Origin of the sequence: Streptomyces sp. BE20 (genome assembly GCF_036322525.1) — a bacterium.
Classification (GTDB): Bacteria; Actinomycetota; Actinomycetes; order Streptomycetales; family Streptomycetaceae; genus Kitasatospora.
Genome location: NZ_JAQYWW010001113.1, coordinates 81,617 through 102,159, shown reverse-complemented (window position 1 = coordinate 102,159; position 20,543 = coordinate 81,617). Strand labels below are relative to the sequence as shown.

General features: G+C 72.9%; 17 protein-coding genes. 7 read left to right on the top strand and 10 right to left on the bottom strand.

Translation table 11 applies throughout. The features are described from left to right. The first annotated feature begins 32 nt into the window (after window positions 1-32). The gene (locus tag PUR61_RS33710) at window positions 33-1,145 is read left to right on the top strand and encodes a tyrosine-protein phosphatase (protein ID WP_329883315.1); all 1,113 of its coding nucleotides are present in this window, start codon (window positions 33-35) and stop codon (window positions 1,143-1,145) included. Between the two features lie 139 nt (window positions 1,146-1,284). On the opposite strand, the gene PUR61_RS33705 is transcribed toward PUR61_RS33710, so the two are convergent. Beyond that, window positions 1,285-3,870 carry a bifunctional FO biosynthesis protein CofGH gene (locus PUR61_RS33705; protein WP_329883314.1) on the bottom strand — a complete coding sequence of 862 codons (2,586 nt, stop codon included), beginning with the start codon at window positions 3,868-3,870 and terminating at the stop codon, window positions 1,285-1,287. A gap of 190 nt (window positions 3,871-4,060) precedes the next feature. Between PUR61_RS33705 and PUR61_RS33700 the strand changes: the two genes are divergently transcribed. The 3 genes from PUR61_RS33700 (at window position 4,061) to PUR61_RS33690 (ending at window position 7,385) form a co-directional block, all read left to right on the top strand. Next, complete coding sequence (locus PUR61_RS33700) at window positions 4,061-5,374, top strand: LolA family protein (protein ID WP_329883313.1); 1,314 nt, start codon at window positions 4,061-4,063, stop codon at window positions 5,372-5,374. Between the two features lie 144 nt (window positions 5,375-5,518). Further along, window positions 5,519-6,451 (top strand): ABC transporter ATP-binding protein, encoded by a 933-nt coding sequence (locus PUR61_RS33695; protein ID WP_329883312.1) that lies wholly within the window; start codon window positions 5,519-5,521, stop codon window positions 6,449-6,451. Continuing rightward, entirely contained in the window at window positions 6,438-7,385 is a 948-nt protein-coding gene (locus tag PUR61_RS33690) for an ABC transporter permease (RefSeq protein ID WP_443035285.1), read from the top strand. Before PUR61_RS33695 ends, PUR61_RS33690 begins: the two co-directional genes overlap by 14 nt. 164 nt (window positions 7,386-7,549) lie before the next feature. Here the strand turns inward: PUR61_RS33690 and rarD are convergent, their stop codons facing one another. Then, the gene (gene rarD / locus PUR61_RS33685) at window positions 7,550-8,587 is read right to left on the bottom strand and encodes an EamA family transporter RarD (RefSeq protein WP_329883310.1); all 1,038 of its coding nucleotides are present in this window, start codon (window positions 8,585-8,587) and stop codon (window positions 7,550-7,552) included. Window positions 8,588-8,784: 197 nt separating this feature from the next. Then, window positions 8,785-9,636, bottom strand: coding sequence for an SDR family oxidoreductase (locus PUR61_RS33680; protein WP_329883369.1), 852 nt, complete (start codon window positions 9,634-9,636; stop codon window positions 8,785-8,787). Window positions 9,637-9,856: 220 nt separating this feature from the next. Here PUR61_RS33680 and PUR61_RS33675 point away from each other — a divergent pair, with 220 nt between their 5' ends. Continuing rightward, window positions 9,857-10,192, top strand: coding sequence for a winged helix-turn-helix transcriptional regulator (locus PUR61_RS33675; protein ID WP_329883368.1), 336 nt, complete (start codon window positions 9,857-9,859; stop codon window positions 10,190-10,192). Between the two features lie 10 nt (window positions 10,193-10,202). On the opposite strand, the gene PUR61_RS33670 is transcribed toward PUR61_RS33675, so the two are convergent. Then, window positions 10,203-10,979 (bottom strand): TetR/AcrR family transcriptional regulator C-terminal domain-containing protein, encoded by a 777-nt coding sequence (locus tag PUR61_RS33670; RefSeq protein WP_329883309.1) that lies wholly within the window; start codon window positions 10,977-10,979, stop codon window positions 10,203-10,205. Between the two features lie 51 nt (window positions 10,980-11,030). Here PUR61_RS33670 and PUR61_RS33665 point away from each other — a divergent pair, with 51 nt between their 5' ends. Beyond that, a complete protein-coding gene (locus PUR61_RS33665) occupies window positions 11,031-11,252 on the top strand; it encodes a DUF6011 domain-containing protein (protein WP_329883308.1) in 222 nt (73 codons plus the stop codon). A 178-nt stretch (window positions 11,253-11,430) separates the two neighbouring features. Further along, window positions 11,431-11,814 carry a VOC family protein gene (locus PUR61_RS33660; RefSeq protein WP_329883307.1) on the top strand — a complete coding sequence of 128 codons (384 nt, stop codon included), beginning with the start codon at window positions 11,431-11,433 and terminating at the stop codon, window positions 11,812-11,814. A gap of 82 nt (window positions 11,815-11,896) precedes the next feature. On the opposite strand, the gene PUR61_RS33655 is transcribed toward PUR61_RS33660, so the two are convergent. The 6 genes from PUR61_RS33655 to PUR61_RS33630 form a co-directional block, all read right to left on the bottom strand. Then, a complete protein-coding gene (locus PUR61_RS33655; RefSeq protein WP_329883306.1) occupies window positions 11,897-12,949 on the bottom strand; it encodes a thiamine pyrophosphate-dependent enzyme in 1,053 nt (350 codons plus the stop codon). Next, window positions 12,946-14,925, bottom strand: coding sequence for a 2-oxoacid:acceptor oxidoreductase subunit alpha (locus PUR61_RS33650; protein WP_329883305.1), 1,980 nt, complete (start codon window positions 14,923-14,925; stop codon window positions 12,946-12,948). The genes PUR61_RS33655 and PUR61_RS33650 overlap by 4 nt, the downstream gene beginning before the upstream one ends. Window positions 14,926-15,169: 244 nt before the next feature. Next, window positions 15,170-15,832: a response regulator transcription factor gene (locus PUR61_RS33645; RefSeq protein ID WP_329883304.1), complete on the bottom strand. Its 663-nt coding sequence runs from the start codon at window positions 15,830-15,832 to the stop codon at window positions 15,170-15,172. Window positions 15,833-15,978: 146 nt separating this feature from the next. Beyond that, a complete protein-coding gene (locus tag PUR61_RS33640; RefSeq protein WP_329883303.1) occupies window positions 15,979-16,992 on the bottom strand; it encodes a polyprenyl synthetase family protein in 1,014 nt (337 codons plus the stop codon). 221 nt (window positions 16,993-17,213) lie between these two features. Then, window positions 17,214-18,851: an NADH-quinone oxidoreductase subunit NuoN gene (gene nuoN, locus PUR61_RS33635; protein WP_329883302.1), complete on the bottom strand. Its 1,638-nt coding sequence runs from the start codon at window positions 18,849-18,851 to the stop codon at window positions 17,214-17,216. Further along, window positions 18,848-20,524 carry an NADH-quinone oxidoreductase subunit M gene (locus PUR61_RS33630; RefSeq protein WP_329883301.1) on the bottom strand — a complete coding sequence of 559 codons (1,677 nt, stop codon included), beginning with the start codon at window positions 20,522-20,524 and terminating at the stop codon, window positions 18,848-18,850. The genes nuoN and PUR61_RS33630 overlap by 4 nt, the downstream gene beginning before the upstream one ends. Window positions 20,525-20,543: the final 19 nt, after the last annotated feature.

Below are 20,543 nucleotides of genomic sequence, written 5' to 3'. Positions count from 1 at the left end.
CCGCCACCCCGGGCTGCCTACCGTCCCGGGCCATGACCATCTCCCGCACCCGCCTGACCGCGGCCGTCGCCCTGACCTGCGCACTGACGCTCGGCACCCCGGCGCTCGCCGCGGCCGCGCCGGCCGGCTCCCCCGCCCCGGCCGCCGCCCACCACGCCGCCCGCGCCGTCCCGTTCACCGCCGCCACCGCCACCCAGCAGGCCGACGGGAGCTTCAGCCTCACCTGGACCGCCCCCGGCGCCCGCGGCGTCACCGTCTACGCCGGCACCGACCCGGAGGACATCCGCCACCGCAGGCCCGTCGCCGGGGGCGCCGGCAGCGCGACCGTGACGGTCACCGGCCTGCCTGCCGCCGACCGCTGGTACTTCGAGCTCGTCCCCGACCGCGGCGCCCCGCTGGTGATCGCCGACCGCTCGCTGCACCTCGCCTCCGCACCCAACTTCCGCGACGCGGGCGGCTACCGCACCACCGACGGCCGCTGGGTGCGGACGGGCGTGGTCTACCGCTCCGGCGACCTCTCCAGGCTCACCGACCAGGACCTCGCCAAGCTCCGCCGCCTCGGCATCCGCACCGTCTTCGACCTGCGGACCCCGGCCGAGCAGAAGGCCGCCCCGGACCGGCTCCCCGCCGGTGCCACCGCCGTCTCCGCCAACGTGCTCGGCGCCGCCGACACCGGCGCGTTCAACGTCACCACCCCGCAGGCCGCCGTCCAGGCGATGGTGGACGCCGAGCGCACCATGGTCTCCGCCGACAGTGCCCGGACCGCCTACCGATCGGTGCTCGACTCCCTGGTGGAGCGTGACGACGAGGGCATCCTGTTCCACTGCACCGCCGGCAAGGACCGCACCGGCTGGGCCTCCGCCGCCCTGCTCACCGCACTCGGCGTGCCGCGCGAGACGGTCGAGGCCGACTACCTCGCCAGCAACGCCTACCGGGCCGCGGAGATCGCCGCCACCCTGGCCCAGCTGCCGCCCGCCTACCAGGCGGTCTACAAGCCGCTGCTGGACGTCCGGCCCGAGTACCTGAACGCCGGCTTCGACGAGGTGCGGCAGCGGTTCGGCTCCTTCGACGGCTACCTGAAGTCCGGCCTCGGCCTGGACCAGCGGGACCTGCGCGACCTGCGCAGCCAGCTTCTCGTCGGCTGAGGCCGGCCCCCGAGCCTCCGGCCCCGAGGCCCGTCCGGCCGTCCGCCCGTCCGCCCGTCCGGCTGTCCAGCTGTCCGAGAATGCCCGCCGCCCGACGCGAGGCGGACGGCGGGCCGGACGGGCCCGGACGGTTCGGCCGTCAGTCCACCAGCGGCAGCAGCTCGGGAAGGTGCCCGTCCGAGGCGAGCGCGGCGGCCCGCCGCTCGGCCGGCACCTCGCCGTAGGTCGTGGTGCGCTGCCGGTGCGGGCGGCCGACCGCCTCGGCGATCGCCTGGAGGTCCCGGACCGACTTGTAGCTGCCGTACGCCGAGCCGGCCATCCGCGAGATGGTCTCCTCCATCAGCGTGCCGCCAAGGTCGTTGGCGCCCGAGCGGAGCATCTCGGCCGCGCCCTCCGCGCCCAGCTTCACCCAGCTGGTCTGGATGTTGGGGATGTGCGGGTGGAGCAGCAGCCGGGCCATCGCGACCACCGCCCGGTTGTCCCGGGCGGTGGGGCCCGGCCGCGCGATGCCGGCCAGGTAGACCGGGGCGTTGGTGTGGATGAACGGCAGCGTCACGAACTCGGTGAAGCCGCCGGTCCGCTGCTGGATCCCGGCGAGCAGCCGCAGGTGGCCGAGCCAGTGCGCCGGGGTGTCCACGTGCCCGTACATCATCGTGGACGAGGAGCGGATCCCCAGCTCGTGCGCGGTGCTGACGACCTCCACCCAGGTCGCGGCCGGCAGCTTGCCCTTGGTGAGCACCCAGCGGACCTCGTCGTCCAGGATCTCGGCGGCCGTGCCCGGGATGGTGTCCAGACCGGACTCCTGGGCCCGCTGCAGCCAGTCGCGGATCGAGAGGCCGGTCCGGGTGGCGCCGTTGACCACCTCCATCGGCGAGAACGCGTGCACGTGGATGCCGGGGACCCGTTCCTTCACCGCGCGCGCGATGTCGAAGTAGGCGGTGCCGGGCAGGTCCGGGTGGATGCCGCCCTGCATGCAGACCTCGGTGGCGCCCACCTCCCAGGCCTGGGCGGCCCGGTCGGCCACCTGGTCCAGCGAGAGGCTGTACGCGTCCGCGTCGGTGCGGCGCTGGGCGAAGGCGCAGAACCGGCAGCCGGTGTAGCAGACGTTGGTGAAGTTGATGTTCCGGGTGACGCAGTAGGTGACCTCGTCCCCGACCGTGTCGCGGCGCACCGCGTCGGCGATCCGGCAGAGCGCGTCCAGCGCCGGGCCGTCCGCGTGGAACAGGGCCAGCGCCTGCGCGTCCGTCAGCCCGGTCGGGTCGTCGGCGGCCACCGCGAGGGCCGCCCGGACGTCGGCGTCGAGGCGCTCCGGCGCCCCGGCCGGCCCGGGGACGGAGGCCGCCTGCTCGCGCAGTACCTCCCAGTCGCCGTAGACGTCCTCGAAGTCGGCCCGGCGGTCGCCGGTCCGGCCCTCCCTGTCGACGGCGGTGTGCAGGTCGGTGCGCCCGTACGACTCCGGCAGGTCCTCCGGCTCCTGCCAGGGAAGCCCGGTGACCACCGCGTCCGGGCGGGCCAGGCCGGTGTCCGGGTCGGCCAGCGCCCGGACGTGCGGCAGCACCCGGGGGTCGAGCCAGGGCTCGCCGTGCCGCACGTACTCGGGGTAGACGGCGAGGCGCTCGCGCAGCTCGAAGCCGGCCGCCGCCGCGTGCTCGGCGAGCTTCTCGATCTGGGGCCAGGGACGCTCGGGGTTGACGTGGTCGGGGGTCAGCGGCGAGACGCCGCCCCAGTCGTCGATGCCGGCGCCGATCAGCCGCTCGTACTCGCCGTCCACCAGGTTCGGCGGGGCCTGGAGGCAGGCGGACGGGCCCATGATGTGCCGGGCCACCGCGACGGTGGCGACCAGCTCGTCCAGCTCCGCGTCCGGCATCCCGCGCATCGCGGTGTCCGGCTTGGCGCGGAAGTTCTGCAGGATCAGCTCCTGGATGCCGTGGTAGGCCCGGGAGACGCGGCGCAGCGCGAACAGCGACTCGGCGCGCTCCTCGTACGTCTCGCCGATGCCGATCAGCAGGCCGCTGGTGAACGGCACCGAGCTGCGGCCCGCGTCCTCCAGCACCCGCAGCCGGACGGCCGGCTCCTTGTCGGGCGAACCGTGGTGCGGGCCGCCGGGCTCGCTCCAGAGCCGGGTGGCGGTGGTCTCCAGCATCATGCCCATCGAGGCCGAGACCGGCTTGAGCCGCTGGAAGTCGGTCCAGCTCAGCACCCCGGGGTTGAGGTGCGGGAGCAGGCCGGTCTCCTCCAGGATGCGGATCGACATCGCGCGGACGTAGGCGATGGTGTCGTCGTAGCCGTGCGCGTCGAGCCACTCGCGGGCCTCCGGCCAGCGGTCCTCGGGCTTGTCGCCGAGGGTGATCAGCGCTTCCTTGCACCCGAGCTCGGCGCCCCGGCGGGCGACCTCCAGCACCTCGTCCGGGGACATGAACATCCCGTGGCCGGCCCGGCGGAGCTTTCCGGGGACGGTCACGAAGGTGCAGTAGTGGCACTTGTCCCGGCAGAGCCGGGTGAGCGGGATGAACACGCTCTTGGAGTAGGTGATGACGCCGGGGCGGCCGGTCGCTTCGAGGCCCGCGTCGCGCACCCGGGCGGCGCTCGCACAGAGGTCGCGCAGGTCCTCGCCCCTGGCCCGGAGGAGTACCGCCGCCTCGGTCGCGTCGAGCGCGACACCGTCCCGGGCCCGCCGCAGGGCTCGCCGCATCGCGTTGGCGGTCGGGATGTTGGTTGCGTCCATGCTCGCGACCCTACGCCAGTTCCCGCACGTTCCTCGTACGTTCGGAGGAGCCGACCCTGAGGTGCTGTCAGGGTCGGCTGCGCCGCGAGACCGACCCGGATCTGGCCCTGCAGGGCGATGACGGAAACGGTCCGGGGACGTCTAATGGAGACACAGGGACAGTCGGTCACTGACGGAGGGGTTGGACGCGATGACGGACGACAGGACGACCGCGGTGGGTGGTTCGGCGGACGGGTTCCGGGACGACTTCCAGGACGGGCTCCGGGAGGGCGTGCCGTACCGGTCGGGCCGCCGGACGATGATCAGGGTGGCGGTTCCGCTGGCGGTGGCCGCCACGATCGCCGCCGGTGTGGGGCTGGGGCCGGCGCTGGCGGACTCCTCGCCCCCGGACCTTCCGACGCTGACGGCGGAACAGGTGGTGGCGAAGGCCCTCGGCTCGCAGGCCGAGACGCTCTCCGGCACCGTGTCGGTCTCGGCCGACCTGGGCGTGCCGAGCCAGCTGCTCGGCGCCGCGGCCGGCGGGATCGGCTCGGGCGGCCCCGGTGGCGGCAAGTCGTCGGGGGCCTCTCCGGAGTCCAAGCTGACCGGTCTGCTGGGCGGTGAGCACACGCTGCGGGTCGCGGTCGACGGTCCGGACAAGCAGCGGATCGGCCTCCTGGAGCACCTCTCCGGGTACGAGCTGGTCCGCAACGGCGACCAGGCCTGGGCCTGGGACAGCGCCACCAACGAGGCGGTCCACCTGAGCGGGGTCCGGTCCGACGGCCCGGCCGGGCGGCCGGGAGCCGGCCACGAGGCCAGGACGCCGCTGACCGGGGCGCCGACCACCCCGCAGGAGGCGGCCCGGCTGTTTCTCACCGCGAGCGCGGGCACCACCGCCGTGGCCGTGGACGGCACCGCGAGCGTGGCCGGGCAGAAGGCGTACCAGCTGAGCGTGAAGCCCACCCAGCCCGGCTCGACCATCGGCGAGGTGCGGATCGCGGTGGCCGCCGACAACGGCGTCCCGCTGGCCGTGGTGGTCAGGGGCTCCGACGGCAGCACCGTGCTGGACGTCCACTTCACCGACGTGTCGTTCGCCAGGCCCGCCGCCAAGACCTTCGAGTTCACCGTGCCCAAGGGCGCCAAGGTGACGGAGAGGAAGGCGTCGGAGGAGCGGACGGGCGCGGACGCGAAGGCCGAGGTCCCGCCCGGGGCGAAGGCCGCCGCGGAGGGCCTGAACGTGGTCGGCGAGGGCTGGACCGCGGTGCTCTCCGCCGCGCTGCCCAGCGGCGACGTGTTCGTCCCGGCCGAGGGCAGGGGCCCGCGCGGCAAGGGCGGGCGCGGGCCGGGTGCCGGCGAGGGCAAGGCGCAGAACCCGCTGGCGCTGGTCAAGTCGCTCGGCAAGCCCGTCGCCGGGGGCTCGCTGATCAGCACCAAGGTGCTGAACGTGCTGGTCACCGACGACGGCCGGGTCTTCGCGGGCGCGGTGACCCTGCCGGTGCTGCAGAGTGCGGCCGGGGTGAAGTAAGTGACCCAGGCTCCGGTAACGGGGGACGTTACGGAGCCGGCCGGGGGCCGGGGCGCGACGACGCGCCCGGCCCCCGTTGCCGCTTCGCCCTCCGCGACATCGACGACGTCCACGCCCTCCGCGTCTCCCCCGTCCTCCGACGACGTGATCAGAGCCAGGGGGCTGACCAAGCGGTTCCGTGGCGGCCAGCTCGCCGTGGACGGGCTGGACCTGACCGTCCCCCGGGGGTCGGTCTTCGGCTTCCTCGGACCCAACGGCTCCGGCAAGACCACCACCATCCGGATGCTGATGGGCCTGATCTCCCCCAGCTCCGGCGTGGCGACCGTGCTCGGCGAGTCGATGCCGCAGTCGGTCTCCACCGTGCTCCCCCGGGTCGGCGCGCTGATCGAGGGGCCGGCGCTCTACGGCTTCCTCTCCGGCCGGGACAACCTGGCCCGGTTCGACGCGGCCGATCCGACCGCCGACCCGCGGACCCGTGCGCAGCGGGTGACCGAGGCGCTGGACCGGGTCGGTCTGACCGCCGCCGCCGGCAAGAAGGCCCGGGCCTACTCCCTGGGCATGAAGCAGCGGCTCGGCCTGGCGGCCGCCCTGCTCCAGCCGCGCGAGCTGCTCGTCCTGGACGAACCGACCAACGGCCTGGACCCGCAGGGCATGCGGGAGATCCGCGCGCTGATCCGGGAGGTCGCGGCGGAGGGGACGACCGTCTTCCTCTCCTCCCACCTGCTGGACGAGATCGAGCAGGTCTGCACGCACGCGGCGGTGATGTCGCGCGGCCGGCTGGTGGTGCAGGGCACCGTCGCCGAACTCGCCGCCCGGGCCCGGGGCCGGCTGGTGGTCCGGACCCCGGACACCCACCGGGCGGCCGAGGTGCTGCTCGCGCACGAGGTCGCCGGCGTGCAGGTCGGCGAGGAACGGGTCGACGGCGAGCTGGGCACCCTGGCCGAGGACGCGCTGCCCGGTCTCTGCGCGGCGCTCGTCGCGGCCGAGGTGCGGGTGCACGGTTTCGGGGTGGAGCGGGGCACGTTGGAGGACGCCTTCGTGGCGCTGACCGGGGAGGGCTTCGATGTCGCGGGCTGAGGTGCCGGAGAAGGCAGCGGCTGTGCCGTCCGGGGCCCCGGCTCCGGGGACTGCGGTGTCCGGTGTCGCGGCAGCTGCGGTGCGACCGGCGCCCGGGCGGCGGCCGCAGACGGCGGCCGGGTTCCTGGCGCTGTTCCGCAGCGAGCTGGTGCTGACCTTCCGCCGGGTGCGGACCATCGTGCTGCTGGGGATCCTGGCGGTGCTGCCGATCCTGATCGGCACGGTCGTCAGGATCGAGACGGACGGGCCGCGCGGCGGCGAGGGTCCGGCCTTCATCGCGCAGGTCACCCAGAACGGGCTGTTCCTGGTGTTCACGGCGCTCGCCGTGGCCCTGCCGGTCTTCCTGCCGATGACGGTCGGCGTGGTCGCCGGGGACTCGGTGGCCGGTGAGTCCGCCACCGGCACCCTGCGTTACCTGCTGGTCGCCCCGGCCGGGCGGACCCGGCTGCTGGCCGCCAAGTTCACCGCCGGACTGGTCTTCTGCCTGGCGGCCACCGTGACGGTGGCGCTCGCGGCCGTGGCCACCGGGGCGGCGCTGTTCCCGGTCGGCGACGTCACGCTGATCTCCGGGGAGACGATCGGCCTGGGCTCCGCACTGCTGCGGGCGGTCCTGGTGGCGGCCGTGGTGGCCGCCTCGCTGGCCGGGCTGGTCGCGATCGGGCTGTTCGTCTCGACGCTCACCGGCAGCGGCATCGCGGCGATGGCGGCGACCGTCGGACTGGTGATCACCGTGCAGATCCTGGACAGCTTCCCGCAGCTGCACGCGATCCAGCCGTTTCTCTTCACCCACCACTGGCTCACCTTCGGCGACCTGCTGCGGGAGCCGATGTACTGGGACGGCGTGCTGAAGAACCTCGGGCTGCAGGCCGGCTACGTGGCGGTGTTCGGTTCGGCCGCGTGGTCCCGGTTCACCGCGCGGGACATCACGGCCTGAAGGGGCCGGACCGGCGCCGGGACCGGTCCGCTCGGCGGACGGTGGCGGTGGCGGGCCCGGCGGCGGGGGTCGCGGGGGCCCGGTCACGAGGGACCGGGCCGCTCGCGGGACGGCCTCGGGACGGGGCCGAGGGCGCGGCCGCCCCGTTCGGCGGGTGACCGGGCTCAGCCGGTGGTGGCCCGGGCGGGCCCGGTGGTCGGCGTCGTGCCGGAGGGCACCGCGTCGGCCGGGGCCACGGCTGCGGAGGCGGCCGCGGCGGCCGCCGTCCGGGCCTGGGCGGCGGCCCGGTCCGTCCGGTCCGCCCGGACGCGCCGCAGGGCGTCCCAGGTGAGCACCGCGAGCGCGGCCCACACCAGGGCGAACCCGGCCCAGCGGGCGGGCGGCATGGACTCGTGGAAGACCGTGACACCGATCAGGAACTGGAACATCGGCGCCAGGTACTGCAGCAGCCCGAGCACGGTCAGGGGCACCCGGACCGCTGCCGCACCGAAGCAGAGCAACGGGATCGCGGTGATCACCCCGCTGAGCACCAGCAGCCCCGAGTGACCCCAGCCGAACGAGCCGGCGACCGTGTGCCCGAAGGTGCCGCGGCCACTGGCCTGCAGGTACACCAGGTAGCCGAGCGCGAAGGGGAACATGAAGGCGCTCTCCGCCGCCAGGCTCTCCAAGCCGCTCAGCCCGACCGTCTTCTTCAGCAGGCCGTAGGTGGCGAAGGAGAGCGCCAGGGTCAGCGCGATCCACGGCAGGCGCCCGTACCCGACGGCCAGCACCGCCACCGCGAGCGCGCCGATGCCCACCGCGACCCACTGCGCCCTGCGCAGCCGCTCCTTGAGCACCAGCACGCCGAAGGCGATGGTGACCAGCGGGTTGATGAAGTAGCCGAGGCTGGTCTCCACCACGTGACCGGCGTTGACGGCCCAGATGTAGACGCCCCAGTTGACCGAGATCACCACGGCGGCCCCGCCCAGCATGGCGAGCCGGCGGGGCTGGCCCAGCAGCGGGCGTATCCAGCCCCAGTGGCGCTGGACCAGGAGCAGGAGCACCACCGCGACCAGTGACCAGACCATCCGGTTGGCGAGGATGTCGTCGGCGGCACCGGGCTCCAGCAGCGGCCAGAACAGCGGGAAGAGCCCCCAGATCCCGTACGCCGCGACGCCGAACCAGAGCCCTCGGCCGGCTTCCTGCTGGGTTGTCTCTGGCATGGACCGCCTGCTCTCCGCGCGCGCCTGTGTCGAGGCGACGGTAGCGGGCACGGGGGCAGGCTGTCATCTCCGTATTCGGATTTTGGTCATGACAGTCGTCGCGGCGGAGGCACGGCGGCGCAGCATCGCAGCCGCCCGCTCACCTGGTCACCCGGTGCGACGGGCGGGCGCCCGGGGCGGGCGCCCGCGCGAAGGGCTCAGGCCCCGAGCGCCACCTTCACGCTCTCCGCCAGCGGGGCGGTCGGACGGCCGATCAGCCGGGCCAGGTCGCCCGGGGTGCCGGCCAGCTCGCCACGCGCGATGCCGGCGTCCACGTCGACCAGGATCCCGGCGAAGCCCTCCGGCAGCCCGGCGCCGACCAGCACGGCGAGGTGCTCGGCGGGGGTCACGTCACGGTGCTCGACCGGCTTGCCCGAGACCTGCGCCAGCTCGGCCGCCAGCTCCGGGAGGCTCCACGCGACGTCGCCGCTGAGCTCGTACACCGCGTTCTCGTGGCCCTCACCGGTGAGGACGGCCACCGCGGCGTCGGCATAGTCCCGGCGCGGGGCGGAGGCGATCCGGCCCTCACCCGCGCTGCCGACCACCACGCCGCGCTCGGCCGTACCGGCCGCGTCGCCCAGGTAGTTCTCGGTGTACCAGCCGTTGCGGAGGAGGGCGAACGGGAGTCCGGACTCGCGGATGACCGCCTCGGTGGCCTTGTGCTCGTCGGCCAGCTTGAAGGTGGCCACGCCCGGCGCGCTGGTGTAGGCGAACAGCGCGACACCGGCGGCGCGCGCCGCCTCGACGACGGCGGTGTGCTGCGGGATCCGGTGGCCGACCTCGCTGCCCGAGATCAGCAGCACCCGGTCGCCGGCCGCGAAGGCGCTCTCCAGGCTCTCCGGCCGGTTGTAGTCGACCACCCGGACGGCCACGCCGCGCTCCGCGAGGTCCGCGGCCTTTTCCGCGGAACGGACGGCCACCGCCACCTCGCTCGCGGGGACCTTGGCCAGCAGGCCCTCGACGACGAGGCGGCCGAGCTGTCCGGTGGCACCGGTGACGACGTACATGATGCTGCTCCCTGTGGTGGTTGCCCGTTGAACTTCTGCCTTCGACACTCACTCTAGGGGTGGCACTAACCTTTCGTAAGTACGCACTTCAAAGTAGGGTACTGACATGCAGGTAATGAACTCCGCCGACGCCCGCACCGCGGCCGAGCCCCTGGCCGAGCCCCTGGCCGGACCACTCGCCACGCCGAACCGCACCCTGCCCCCGGCCGACGTCTTCGACCGCATGTGCCCGTCCCGGGGCGTGCTGGAGCACGTCACCAGCCGGTGGGGCGTGCTGGTCCTGGGTGCGCTCGACGAACGCGGCTACCGCTTCAGCGAACTGCGCCGCCGGATCTCCGGGGTGAGCGAGAAGATGCTCGCGCAGACCCTGCAGACCCTGGAGCGCGACGGCTTCGTCCTGCGCGAGGCGCACCCGGTCATCCCGCCCCGGGTCGACTACAGCCTGACCCCGCTCGGCCGGGAGGCCGCCCGACTGGTCGCCGGCCTGGCGCACTGGTCGGAGGCACGGGTGGGCGCCGTCCTGGCCGCCCGCGACGAGTACGACGCACGCGGGCGCTGAGCCTGCGGGCTCAGCCCTCGCGACACTCCTCGATCAGCGCTGCCAGCCCGTCCAGCACCCGGGCCAGCCCGAAGGCGTACGCGTGGTCCGGGTTGTACGCGCCGCCGTACGCCTCGCCGGCGGCGCTCCCCACCCGGGCCGCCACCGGATACCGCTCGGCGTCGAAGACCCGGGCCAGCAGCGCGGCGTTGGCGGTCCACCACTGGGCGTCGGACATCGCGCTCTCCTGCCGCGCGGCCCGCCCGTCGGCGGCCATCCGGGCGCAGGTCTCGACGAAGCCCAGCAGGTGCGTCAGCGCGGCGTCCAGCTCGACGTCCGGCAGCCCGGTTCCGGCCAGGGCCCCCAGCTCGTACTCGTACTTGGCCATCAGCCCCGGCCCGAGCGGCGGGCGGCTGGTGGCGACCGCCACCGTCCACGGGTGGGCCCGGTGCAGCGCGCGGTTGTCCTCGGCGACGGCGGTGACCCGCGACCGCCAGCCCGCGTCGGCGGGGACACTCCGGGGCATGGCCGCGTAGACGGTGTCCAGCATCAGGTCGAGCAGCTCGGCCTTGCCCGGTACGTAGGTGTACAGCGCCATCGGCGAGACCCCGAGGTCCTGGGAGACCCGCCGCATCGTGACGGCGTCCACGCCCTCGGCGTCGGCGATCGCGATCGCCGCGGCCGCGATCTCCACCGGGGACTTCGCCTGACGCGGCCCGCGGCGGCCGGGCCGCTCCTCCGCCGTCACGCCCCAGAGCAGCGCGAGGGTCCGCGCCGGGTCACCTGCGCTGCTGCGGTCACTGGCCATGCGCCGATCCTTTCACGCCCGCCGCCCCGGCCGCCGGGCTACCGTCGCCCCATGACCGACCGCGCCCCCGAACCCCTCCCGCTCACCGACACACCCGGCCTCGTCCGCCCCCGGGTCACCTGCCGCCGCTGCCACCGCCCCCTGCACGACCCCGAGTCCCGCATCCTCCGCCTCGGCCCCGAATGCCGGGACCCGGCGGATCGCGTCGCCCGCCACGACGTCGACCAGGACCCGCTGCCGGGGCTCGACGGGGCCTCGGACCGCCGGCCGTAACCCGGCGGCCCGCCCCAGCCCACGCCCCAACCAGCCGACCTGGCCGACCTGGCCGACCTGGCCGGGCGCGCCCGCTCCGGGACCGGCCTCCCGATCGGCCCGGGGCGACCCTTGCGCAATTCTCCGTACTATGTATAGTGTACTGCGTACGGGATAATCGCCGACGAGAGGGACCAGCATGCAGATCACCTCCTCCGCCGTTTCGCTCACCGTCGAGGACGTGGACGCCTCGGCGTCGTTCCTCCGGAAGCACTTCGGGTTCACCGAGCAGATGGCGTCGGACGGGTTCGTCTCCCTCGGGCGGGAGGACGCCGGGCTGAACGTGGTCTTCCTGCGGCGCGGGATCGAGGTGCTGCCGGAGGGCTTCCGCGACCAGGTCGCCGCCGGACTGATCCTGGCCTTCGTGGTCACCGACGTGGCCGCCGAGGAGGCCCGACTGCGGGCCGAGGGCGCGGAGATCACCATGGCCCTGCGCGAGGAGCCGTGGGGCGAGAAGCTGTTCCAGGTCACCGACCCGAACGGGGTGGTGATCCAGCTCGTGGAGTGGGCGGAACAGTCGTGACGGGCCGGCTTCCGGCCGCATGACGGAGCGACGCCCCCGGCCGGACGGCCGGGGGCGTCGCTCCGTCATGCGGGGCCCGCGCTCAGTCGACCGTCCAGGTGTCGTTGCCGGCGAGCAGTGCGGCGAGGTCGCCCGGGCCCTGCTGGGCGGCTGCGGCGACCAGCTGGCTGGTCATCAGTTCGTCGTACACGGGGCGGCGGACACTCCGCAGCACACCGATCGGGGTGTGGTGCAGGGTGTCCGCATCGGCGATCCGGGAGAGCGCGAACGCCGTGGCCGGACTGGCGGCGTGGGCGTCGTGGACCAGGACGGCGGACTCGTTGGAGGCGGTGACGGCGTCGACGAACAGCTCGCCGTCGGCACCGCGGAAGACGCCCTGGGCACGGTCGGTGCCGAAGCGGATCGGCTGTCCGTCCTCCAGGCGGATCAGCGCCTCGTCACGGGTGCCGGCCTCCTTCAGCACCTCGAAGGCGCCGTCGTTGAAGATGTTGCAGTTCTGGTAGATCTCGACCAGAGCCGTGCCCTCGTGCTCGGCCGCCGCCCGCAGCACCGACTGGAGGTGCTGGCGGTCGGAGTCGATGGTGCGGGCGACGAAGCTCGCCTCCGCACCGATCGCCAGGGAGAGCGGGTTGAACGGGGCGTCCAGCGAACCCATCGGCGTGGATTTGGTGATCTTGCCGAGCTCGCTGGTGGGCGAGTACTGCCCCTTGGTCAGGCCGTAGATGCGGTTGTTGAACAGCAGGATCTTCAGATTCACGTTCCGGCGCAGCGCGTGGATCAGATGGTTGCCGCCGATCGAGAGCGCGTCACCGTCGCCGGTCACCACCCAGACGCTGAGGTCGCGCCGGGAGGAGGCCAGCCCGGTGGCGATCGCCGGCGCGCGGCCGTGGATCGAGTGCACCCCGTAGGTGTTCATGTAGTACGGGAAGCGGGACGAGCAGCCGATACCGGAGACGAAGACGGTGTTCTCCCGTCTGATCCCCAGCTCCGGCATGAACGCCTGTACCGCGGCCAGGATCGCGTAGTCACCGCACCCGGGGCACCAGCGCACCTCCTGGTCGGTCTTGAACTCCTTGGCGGTCTGCGGCGCGTCGGCCTTCGGCACCAACTTCAACGAGGGGAACTGCCTGGTCATCGGTTGTCCTCCTCGTCCAGGTTGCCGATAGCCGCCCACAGCACGTCCGCCAACTGGGCCGCCTTGAACGGAAGTCCACGCACCTGGTTGTAGGACTGGGCGTCCACCAGGTACTTGGCGCGCAGCAGCAGCGCCAGCTGGCCGAGGTTCATCTCCGGAACGATGATCTTGTCGTAACTCCGCAGCACCGTGCCGAGGTTGGCGGGGAAGGGGTTGAGGTTGCGCAGGTGCGTCTGGGCGATCTCGCCGCCGTCCGCCCGGACCCGGCGGACCGCCGCCGTGATCGGGCCGTAGGTCGAACCCCAGCCGATGACCAGCACCCGGGCCTCGCCGGACGGGTCGTCGACCTCGGCCTCGGGGACGGTGATGCCGTCCACCTTGGCCTGGCGGGTGCGGACCATGAAGTCGTGGTTGGCCGGGTCGTAGGAGATGTTGCCGGTGCCGTCCTGCTTCTCGATGCCACCGATCCGGTGCTCCAGACCGGGCGTTCCGGGGACCGCCCACGGCCGGGCCAGCGTCTGCGGATCGCGCAGGTACGGCCAGAAGGTGCCGTCCTCGCGATTCGGGCCGGTGGCGAAGTCCGGTGCGATCTCGGGAAGTTCGTCGACCTCCGGGATCCGCCAGGGCTCGGATCCGTTGGCCAGGTAGCCGTCCGACAGGAGGAAGACGGGGGTACGGTAGGTGACCGCGATCCGGGCCGCCTCCAGCGCCGCGTCGAAGCACTCGGCCGGGGTGGCCGGGGCCACGATCGGCACCGGGGCCTCGCCGTTGCGGCCGAACATCGCCTGCAGCAGGTCGGCCTGCTCGGTCTTGGTCGGCAGGCCGGTGGACGGCCCGCCACGCTGGATGTCGACCACCAGCAGGGGCAGTTCGAGCGAGACGGCCAGGCCGATGGTCTCGCTCTTCAGCGCCACACCCGGGCCGGACGTGGTGGTCACGCCGAGCGCACCGCCGAAGGCCGCACCGAGCGCCGCACCGATGCCGGCGATCTCGTCCTCGGCCTGGAAGGTACGCACGTCGTAGTTCTTGTGCCTGCTGAGCTCGTGCAGGATGTCCGAGGCCGGGGTGATCGGGTACGAGCCCAGGTAGAGCGGCAGCCCGGAGCGCCGGGCGGCGGCGATCAGTCCGTAGGACAGGGCCAGGTTTCCGGAGATGTTGCGGTAGCGGCCGGGCGGCAGCTTGGCCGGCGACACCTCGTAGGAGACCGCGAACGACTCGGTCGTCTCGCCGAAGTTCCACCCGGCCCGGAAGGCGACGATGTTGGCCTCGGCGATCAGGGGCTTCTTGGCGAACTTGCTGCGGAGGAAGGTCTCGGTGTTGTGCGTCGGCCGGTGGTACATCCAGGAGAGCAGGCCGAGCGCGAACATGTTCTTCGCCCGTTCGGCGTCCTTGCGGGCCAGTCCGCTGTCCTTGAGCGCCTCCAGGGTGAGCGTGGTGAGCGGCACCTTGTGCAGGTGGTAGGCCTCCAGCGAGCCGTCGTCCAGCGGGTCCGCCCCGTAACCGACCTTGGCCAGCGCGCGCTTGGTGAACTCGTCGGTGTTGACGATGATCTCCGCGCCGCGCGGGAGGTCCGCCAGGTTGGCCTTGAGCGCGGCCGGGTTCATCGCCACCAGGACGTTGGGCGCGTCCCCGGGGGTCAGGATGTCGTGGTCGGCGAAGTGGAGCTGGAAGGACGAGACGCCCGGCAGGGTTCCGGCGGGTGCGCGGATCTCGGCCGGGAAGTTGGGCAGGGTGGAGAGGTCGTTGCCGAAGGACGCCGTCTCGGAGGTGAAACGGTCGCCGGTGAGCTGCATTCCGTCGCCGGAGTCTCCGGCGAATCTGATGATCACCCGGTCCAACTTGCGGATCGGCTTGGCGCGCCCGGGCTGTGGACCGACCGGCACGGCACCGCCGGAGCGGCCACCGCCGGGCCCGGACCGGCCCTCGTCGCCGTCCGAGCCGTCCACTGCTTCTGACTGATCGACCTGACTGGTCACTGCCGCGGACCTCCTCGTGGGCACCAGCCGCGGGCGTGAGCCGTGTGCCCCGTCCGCCTGGTGCACCTCTCGCATCCTATGCGGGTAAGGATTGCCTGGGACGGAACTACCCGATGCGGCGGAAAATCACCGCCGCATACCGGTACAACACAGGGGGCGGCCCGGCCCATGCCCGGACGGAGAAGGTCGGTTCGAATACCAACAAAATGTTCGAGAATGCACACCCGGCCGGGGGGCGGTCCATTCAGGAATTCAGATAAGTGAGCACCGCCAGAACGCGGCGGTGATCGCCGGGGCTCTGCGCCAGGCCGAGCTTGAGGAAGATGTTGCTGACGTGCTTCTCCACCGCCCCCTCCGACACGACCAGCTGCTTCGCCACTGCGGTGTTGGTCCGCCCCTCGGCCATCAGCCCCAACACCTCGCGCTCGCGGGGCGTCAGCCCGGCCAGCACGTCGCCCTTGCGGCTGCGGCTGAGCAGCTGCTGCACGACCTCGGGGTCCAGGGCGGTTCCGCCCTCGGCCACCCGGACCACCGCGTCGACGAACTCGCGGACCTCGGCGACCCGGTCCTTCAGCAGGTAGCCGACGCCCCGGGTGGATCCGGCCAGCAGTTCGGAGGCGTAGCGCTCCTCGACGAACTGCGACAGCACCAGCACGCCCAGGGCCGGGTAGAGACCACGGAGCGTGACACAGGCGCGCAGGCCCTCGTCGGTGTGGTCGGGCGGCATCCGGACGTCGGAGACCACCACGTCCGGCAGCGCGTCGGCGGCGGCGAGGTCGTGGATGGTCTTGATCAGGGCGTCGCCGTCCCCGACGCCCGCCACGACCTCCAGGCCGCGGTCGGTGAGCAGCCGGGTCAGGCCCTCCCGCAGAAGTACGGAGTCCTCGGCGATGACGACGCGAAGCATGGCGGCCTTCCGGATGGGCGAAGTGCGGGCGGAGCTGACGAAGGTCAGTCTCCCCCATCCGCGCGCGCCCCGGGGCGGCCGGTCGGGAATTCGCGCCGACCGCGGGGGCAACGGACGCCGGCCGTACGGGCAAGCCCGCACCGGCCTCACATGGTGCGGATGGCCACCGAGTCGCAGAGCGCCTGGAGCGCTTCCTTGGCCGGGCCGTCCGGCAGCGGGTCGAGCAGCGCGCGGGCCTCCTCGGCGTGCCGCAGCGTCTCCCGGCGCGCGCGCTCCAGCGCCGGATGGCGGCGCAGCAGCCGCAGCGCCTCGGCGTGCAGCTCGTCGTCACCGCTGAGGTCGCGGTTGAGCAGCTCGCGCAGTCGTGCGTCGGACGGGTCGGCGCCGTCGGCCGGCATCTGGCGCAGCAGCAGGGTCGGCAGGGTCGGCACGCCCTCGCGCAGGTCGGTGCCGGGGGTCTTGCCGGACTCGTGGCCGTCGCTGGCGATGTCCAGGACGTCGTCGGCCAGCTGGAAGGCGATGCCGATGCGCTCGCCGTAGGCGCTGAGGGTGTCGATCACCCAGGGCTCGGCACCGGCCAGCAGTGCTCCTATCCGGCAGGCGACGGCGATCAGCGAACCGGTCTTGCCGGCCAGTACGTCGAGGTAGTGGCGGAGCGGGTCGGCGTCCGCGGCCGGGCCGACCGTCTCCAGGATCTGACCGGTGACCAGCCGCTCGAAGGCGTCGGCCTGGACGCGGACCGCCTCGGGGCCGAGGTCCGCGAGCACCTGCGAGGCGCGGGAGAAGAGGAAGTCGCCGGTGAGGATGGCGACCGAGTTGTCCCAGCGCGAGTTGGCGCTGGCGGCGCCGCGGCGCACCGGGGCCTCGTCCATGACGTCGTCGTGGTAGAGCGTGGCGAGGTGGGTGAGCTCGACGACGACGGCGGCCGGGACGACACCGGGGGCGTTGGCGTCGCCGAACTGGGCGGCGAGCAGCACCAGCAGCGGGCGGAACCGCTTGCCGCCGGCGGCCATGAGGTGGCTGGCGGTGACCGTGATGAACGGGACGTCGCTCTTCACTGCCTCGGCGAGCGCGACCTCCACCGCGTCCATCCCGGCCTGGACGTCGCGGGTCAGATCGCGGTCCTGCACGCTGAGCCCAAAGGGTCCCACGACGGTCACGAAGACCACTCCTCTGTCCCTGGTCGATCTAGCGGCCTGGTCCCTGAGTGCCGCCGCTGGCCATACAGGCAGGGTATCCGGTCGCGAGTGGATCACTGCACGGGCGTGCGGGTCTGTCATGGTCGGGGCGTCCGCGCTGGCCAGCGGGGATGCCGGGACGACGCGTCCGGGCCGCGCGCAAGGGGCGCGGCCCGGACGGCCGGTGAGCGCTCGGTGCGCGCTCAGCCGACGAAGATCGAGGCCTTCGACGCCAGGTCCAGGAAGTACTGCGGGAGCAGTCCGAGGCCGAGCGTGGCGAGGACCCCGATGGCGATCGCGGTCGCCGTGAAGGCGCTCGGGATGGCGACGGTCGGACCGCCCGGCTGCGGGTCCGAGAAGAACATCAGCACGATGACCCTGATGTAGAAGAACGCGGCCACCGCGGAGCTGAGCACACCGACGATCACCAGCGGGGTGGCCCCGCCGGCCGCGGCGGCCTGGAAGACCGCGAACTTGCCGGTGAAGCCGGAGGTGAGCGGGATCCCCGCGAAGGCCAGCAGGAAGAGCGCGAAGACCGCCGCGACCAGCGGCGAACGCCGGCCCAGGCCGGCCCAGCTCGACAGGTGGGTCGCCTCGCCCTTGGAGTCGCGCACCAGGGTGACCACGGCGAAGGCACCGAGCGTCACGAAGGAGTACGCCAGCAGGTAGAAGAGCACCGAGCTCAGGCCCTGCTTGTTGGTGGCGATCACGCCGGTGAGGATGAACCCGGCGTGCGCGATCGAGGAGTAGGCGAGCAGCCGCTTGACGTCCTGCTGGGTGACGGCCAGGACCGCGCCGACCACCATGGTGAGGATCGCCACCCCCCACATCACCGGCCGCCAGTCCAGCCGCAGGGCGGGGAAGGCCACGTAGAACAGCCGCAGCACCGCACCGAACGCGGCCACCTTGGTCGCGGCGGCCATGAAGCCGGTGACCGGGGTCGGCGCGCCCTGGTAGACGTCCGGGGTCCAGGAGTGGAACGGCACCGCGCCGACCTTGAAGAGCAGGCCGACCGCCAGCAGCGCCAGGCCGACCAGCAGCAGCGCGTCGTTCTGGGTGGTGGAGAGCAGCGCCGGGGTGGCCAGTGCCTTGCCGGAGATGACGTCCGAGATCTCGCCGAGCCGCACGGTGCCCGCGAACCCGTACAGCAGGGCGGTGCCGAACAGGAAGAACGCCGAGGCGAAGGCGCCGAGCAGGAAGTACTTGACCGCCGCCTCCTGGGAGAGCAGCCGGCGGCGCCGGGCCAGCGCGCAGAGCAGGTAGAGCGGGAGGGAGAAGACCTCCAGCGCGACGAACATGGTCAGCAGGTCGTTGGCGGCGGGGAAGAGCAGCATGCCGCCGACCGCGAACATGGTGAGCGGGAAGACCTCGCTGGTGGCGAAGCCGGCCCGGATCGCGGCGCGCTCCTGCTCACCGCCGGGGGTGGCGGAGGCCTGGGACGCGAACGCGTCGGCCGGTTCGCCCCCGGCCTTCGGCTCCAGGCCGCGCTCGGCGTAGGTCAGCACCGCGACCACCGCGACGAGCAGGATCACGCCCTGGAGGAAGAGCGCCGGGCCGTCCAGGGCCACCGCGCCCATCGCGAGCAGGTCGAACTTGGTGGAGCCGTAGCCCTGCGAGGCGAGCACCACCACGGCGGTGAACGCGCCGGCCAGACCGACCAGGGCGAGGACGACCTGGGCCCGGTGCCGGTACCGGCGGGGCAGGAAGGCCTCCAGCAGGATGCCGGCCACGGCGGTGCCGAACACCACCAGCATCGGCGAGAGCTGGCCGTACTCGACATGCGGCGCGGGGATGCTCTGGGTGTTGCCGCCGGCGGCGGCGAGCCATCCGGTGGTGCTCACTTGTGCTCACCTCCTGGGGTGGCGGACCCGCTCCCGGGTGCCCCGTTGCCGGAGGTCCCGTGGCCGGTGGCGTTGTCGGCGGCGACCGGGTGGACCGGCGCCGGGTCGGTCTGGTGGACCTGCGAGAGGGTCGCGTCGACCGCCGGGTTGACGATGTCGGTGAGCGGCTTCGGGTAGACGCCGAGCAGGACGGTCAGTGCCAGCAGCGGCGTGACGACGACGAGCTCGCGCACCTTGAGGTCCGGCATGCCGCCCACCCCGGCCTTGACCGGGCCGGTCATGGTGCGCTGGTACAGCAGCAGCGCGTACAGCGCGGCGAGCACGATGCCGAAGGTGGCGACGATGCCGACCGCGGGGTACCGGGCGAAGGTGCCCACCAGGACGAGGAACTCGCTGACGAAGGGGGCGAGTCCGGGCAGCGAGAGGGTGGCCAGGCCGCCGATCAGGAACGTCCCGGCGAGCACCGGGGCGACCTTCTGGACGCCGCCGTAGTCGGCGATCAGCCGCGAGCCGCGACGGGAGATCAGGAAGCCGGCCACCAGCATCCACGCGGCGGTGGAGATGCCGTGGTTGACCATGTAGAGGGTGGCGCCGCTCTGGCCCTGGCTGGTCATCGCGAAGATGCCCATGATGATGAAGCCGAAGTGCGAGATCGAGGCGTAGGCGACCAGCCGCTTGATGTCCTTCTGACCGATCGCCAGCAGCGCGCCGTAGATGATCCCGATCACCGAGAGGACGAGGATCGCCGGGGCGAAGGTCTTCGAGGCGTCCGGGAAGAGTCCGAGGCAGAAGCGGAGCATCGCGAAGGTGCCGACCTTGTCCACCACGGCGGTGATCAGGACGGCCGTCCCGGCGGTGGACTCGCCCATCGCGTTCGGCAGCCAGGTGTGCAGCGGCCAGAGCGGGGCCTTCACGGCGAAGGCGAAGAAGAAGCCCAGGAAGAGCGCCTTCTCTGCGGTGCCGCTGAGCTGGAGCCGGCCCTCGGCGATCGCGCCGGTCAGCGTCTGCAGGTCGAAGGTGCCGAAGCCCTGCTCCTGTGCGATCACGTACAGGCCGATCACCGCGGCCAGCATGACCAGGCCGCCGAGCAGGTTGTACAGCAGGAACTTGACGGCCGCGTAGGACCGCTGGCGGGCGGACTCGGGTCCGCCCGCCCGGTCGCCGAAGCCGCCGATCAGGAAGTACATCGGGATCAGCATGGCTTCGAAGAAGACGTAGAACAGGAAGACGTCGGTGGCGTAGAAGGAGACGATGACCATCGCCTCCACCGCCAGGATCAGGGCGAAGAAGCCCTGGGTGCGCCGCCTGTTCTCGAAGGTGCCGTCCGGGCCGGCGGGCGCCGGGTCGGCGTCGTGCCAGGAGGCGAGCATCACGATCGGCACCAGGACGGCGGTGAGCAGGGCCAGGACCGCGCCGATGCCGTCCACGCCGAGCGAGAAGGTGATGCCGAAGGAGCGGATCCAGCTGTACGACTCGGTCAGCTGGTAGCGCGCGCCGTCCGGGTCGAACTGCGCGGTCACCGCGACGGCCAGCGCCAGGGTGACGGCGGAGACGACCAGCGCGACGGACTTGGTGGTGCGCCGCCTGGCGTCGGTGGACCCGGCGGGCAGGGCGGCGGTGAGCACCGCGCCGGCCGCCGGGACGGCACACGTGGCGGTGAGCAGGGCGCTCATGTCCGGACCTCCCGACGGT

Bases quoted from the DNA above. Each gene is read 5' to 3' on its own strand.
- PUR61_RS33710 (WP_329883315.1), top strand. From the start codon at position 33: ATGACCATCTCCCGCACCCGCCTGACCGCGGCCGTCGCCCTGACCTGC.
- PUR61_RS33705 (WP_329883314.1), bottom strand. From the start codon at position 3,870: ATGGACGCAACCAACATCCCGACCGCCAACGCGATGCGGCGAGCCCTG.
- PUR61_RS33700 (WP_329883313.1), top strand. From the start codon at position 4,061: ATGACGGACGACAGGACGACCGCGGTGGGTGGTTCGGCGGACGGGTTC.
- PUR61_RS33690 (WP_443035285.1), top strand. From the start codon at position 6,438: ATGTCGCGGGCTGAGGTGCCGGAGAAGGCAGCGGCTGTGCCGTCCGGG.
- rarD (WP_329883310.1), bottom strand. From the start codon at position 8,587: ATGCCAGAGACAACCCAGCAGGAAGCCGGCCGAGGGCTCTGGTTCGGC.
- PUR61_RS33675 (WP_329883368.1), top strand. From the start codon at position 9,857: ATGTGCCCGTCCCGGGGCGTGCTGGAGCACGTCACCAGCCGGTGGGGC.
- PUR61_RS33670 (WP_329883309.1), bottom strand. From the start codon at position 10,979: ATGGCCAGTGACCGCAGCAGCGCAGGTGACCCGGCGCGGACCCTCGCG.
- PUR61_RS33665 (WP_329883308.1), top strand. From the start codon at position 11,031: ATGACCGACCGCGCCCCCGAACCCCTCCCGCTCACCGACACACCCGGC.
- PUR61_RS33660 (WP_329883307.1), top strand. From the start codon at position 11,431: ATGCAGATCACCTCCTCCGCCGTTTCGCTCACCGTCGAGGACGTGGAC.
- PUR61_RS33655 (WP_329883306.1), bottom strand. From the start codon at position 12,949: ATGACCAGGCAGTTCCCCTCGTTGAAGTTGGTGCCGAAGGCCGACGCG.
- PUR61_RS33645 (WP_329883304.1), bottom strand. From the start codon at position 15,832: ATGCTTCGCGTCGTCATCGCCGAGGACTCCGTACTTCTGCGGGAGGGC.
- PUR61_RS33630 (WP_329883301.1), bottom strand. From the start codon at position 20,524: ATGAGCGCCCTGCTCACCGCCACGTGTGCCGTCCCGGCGGCCGGCGCG.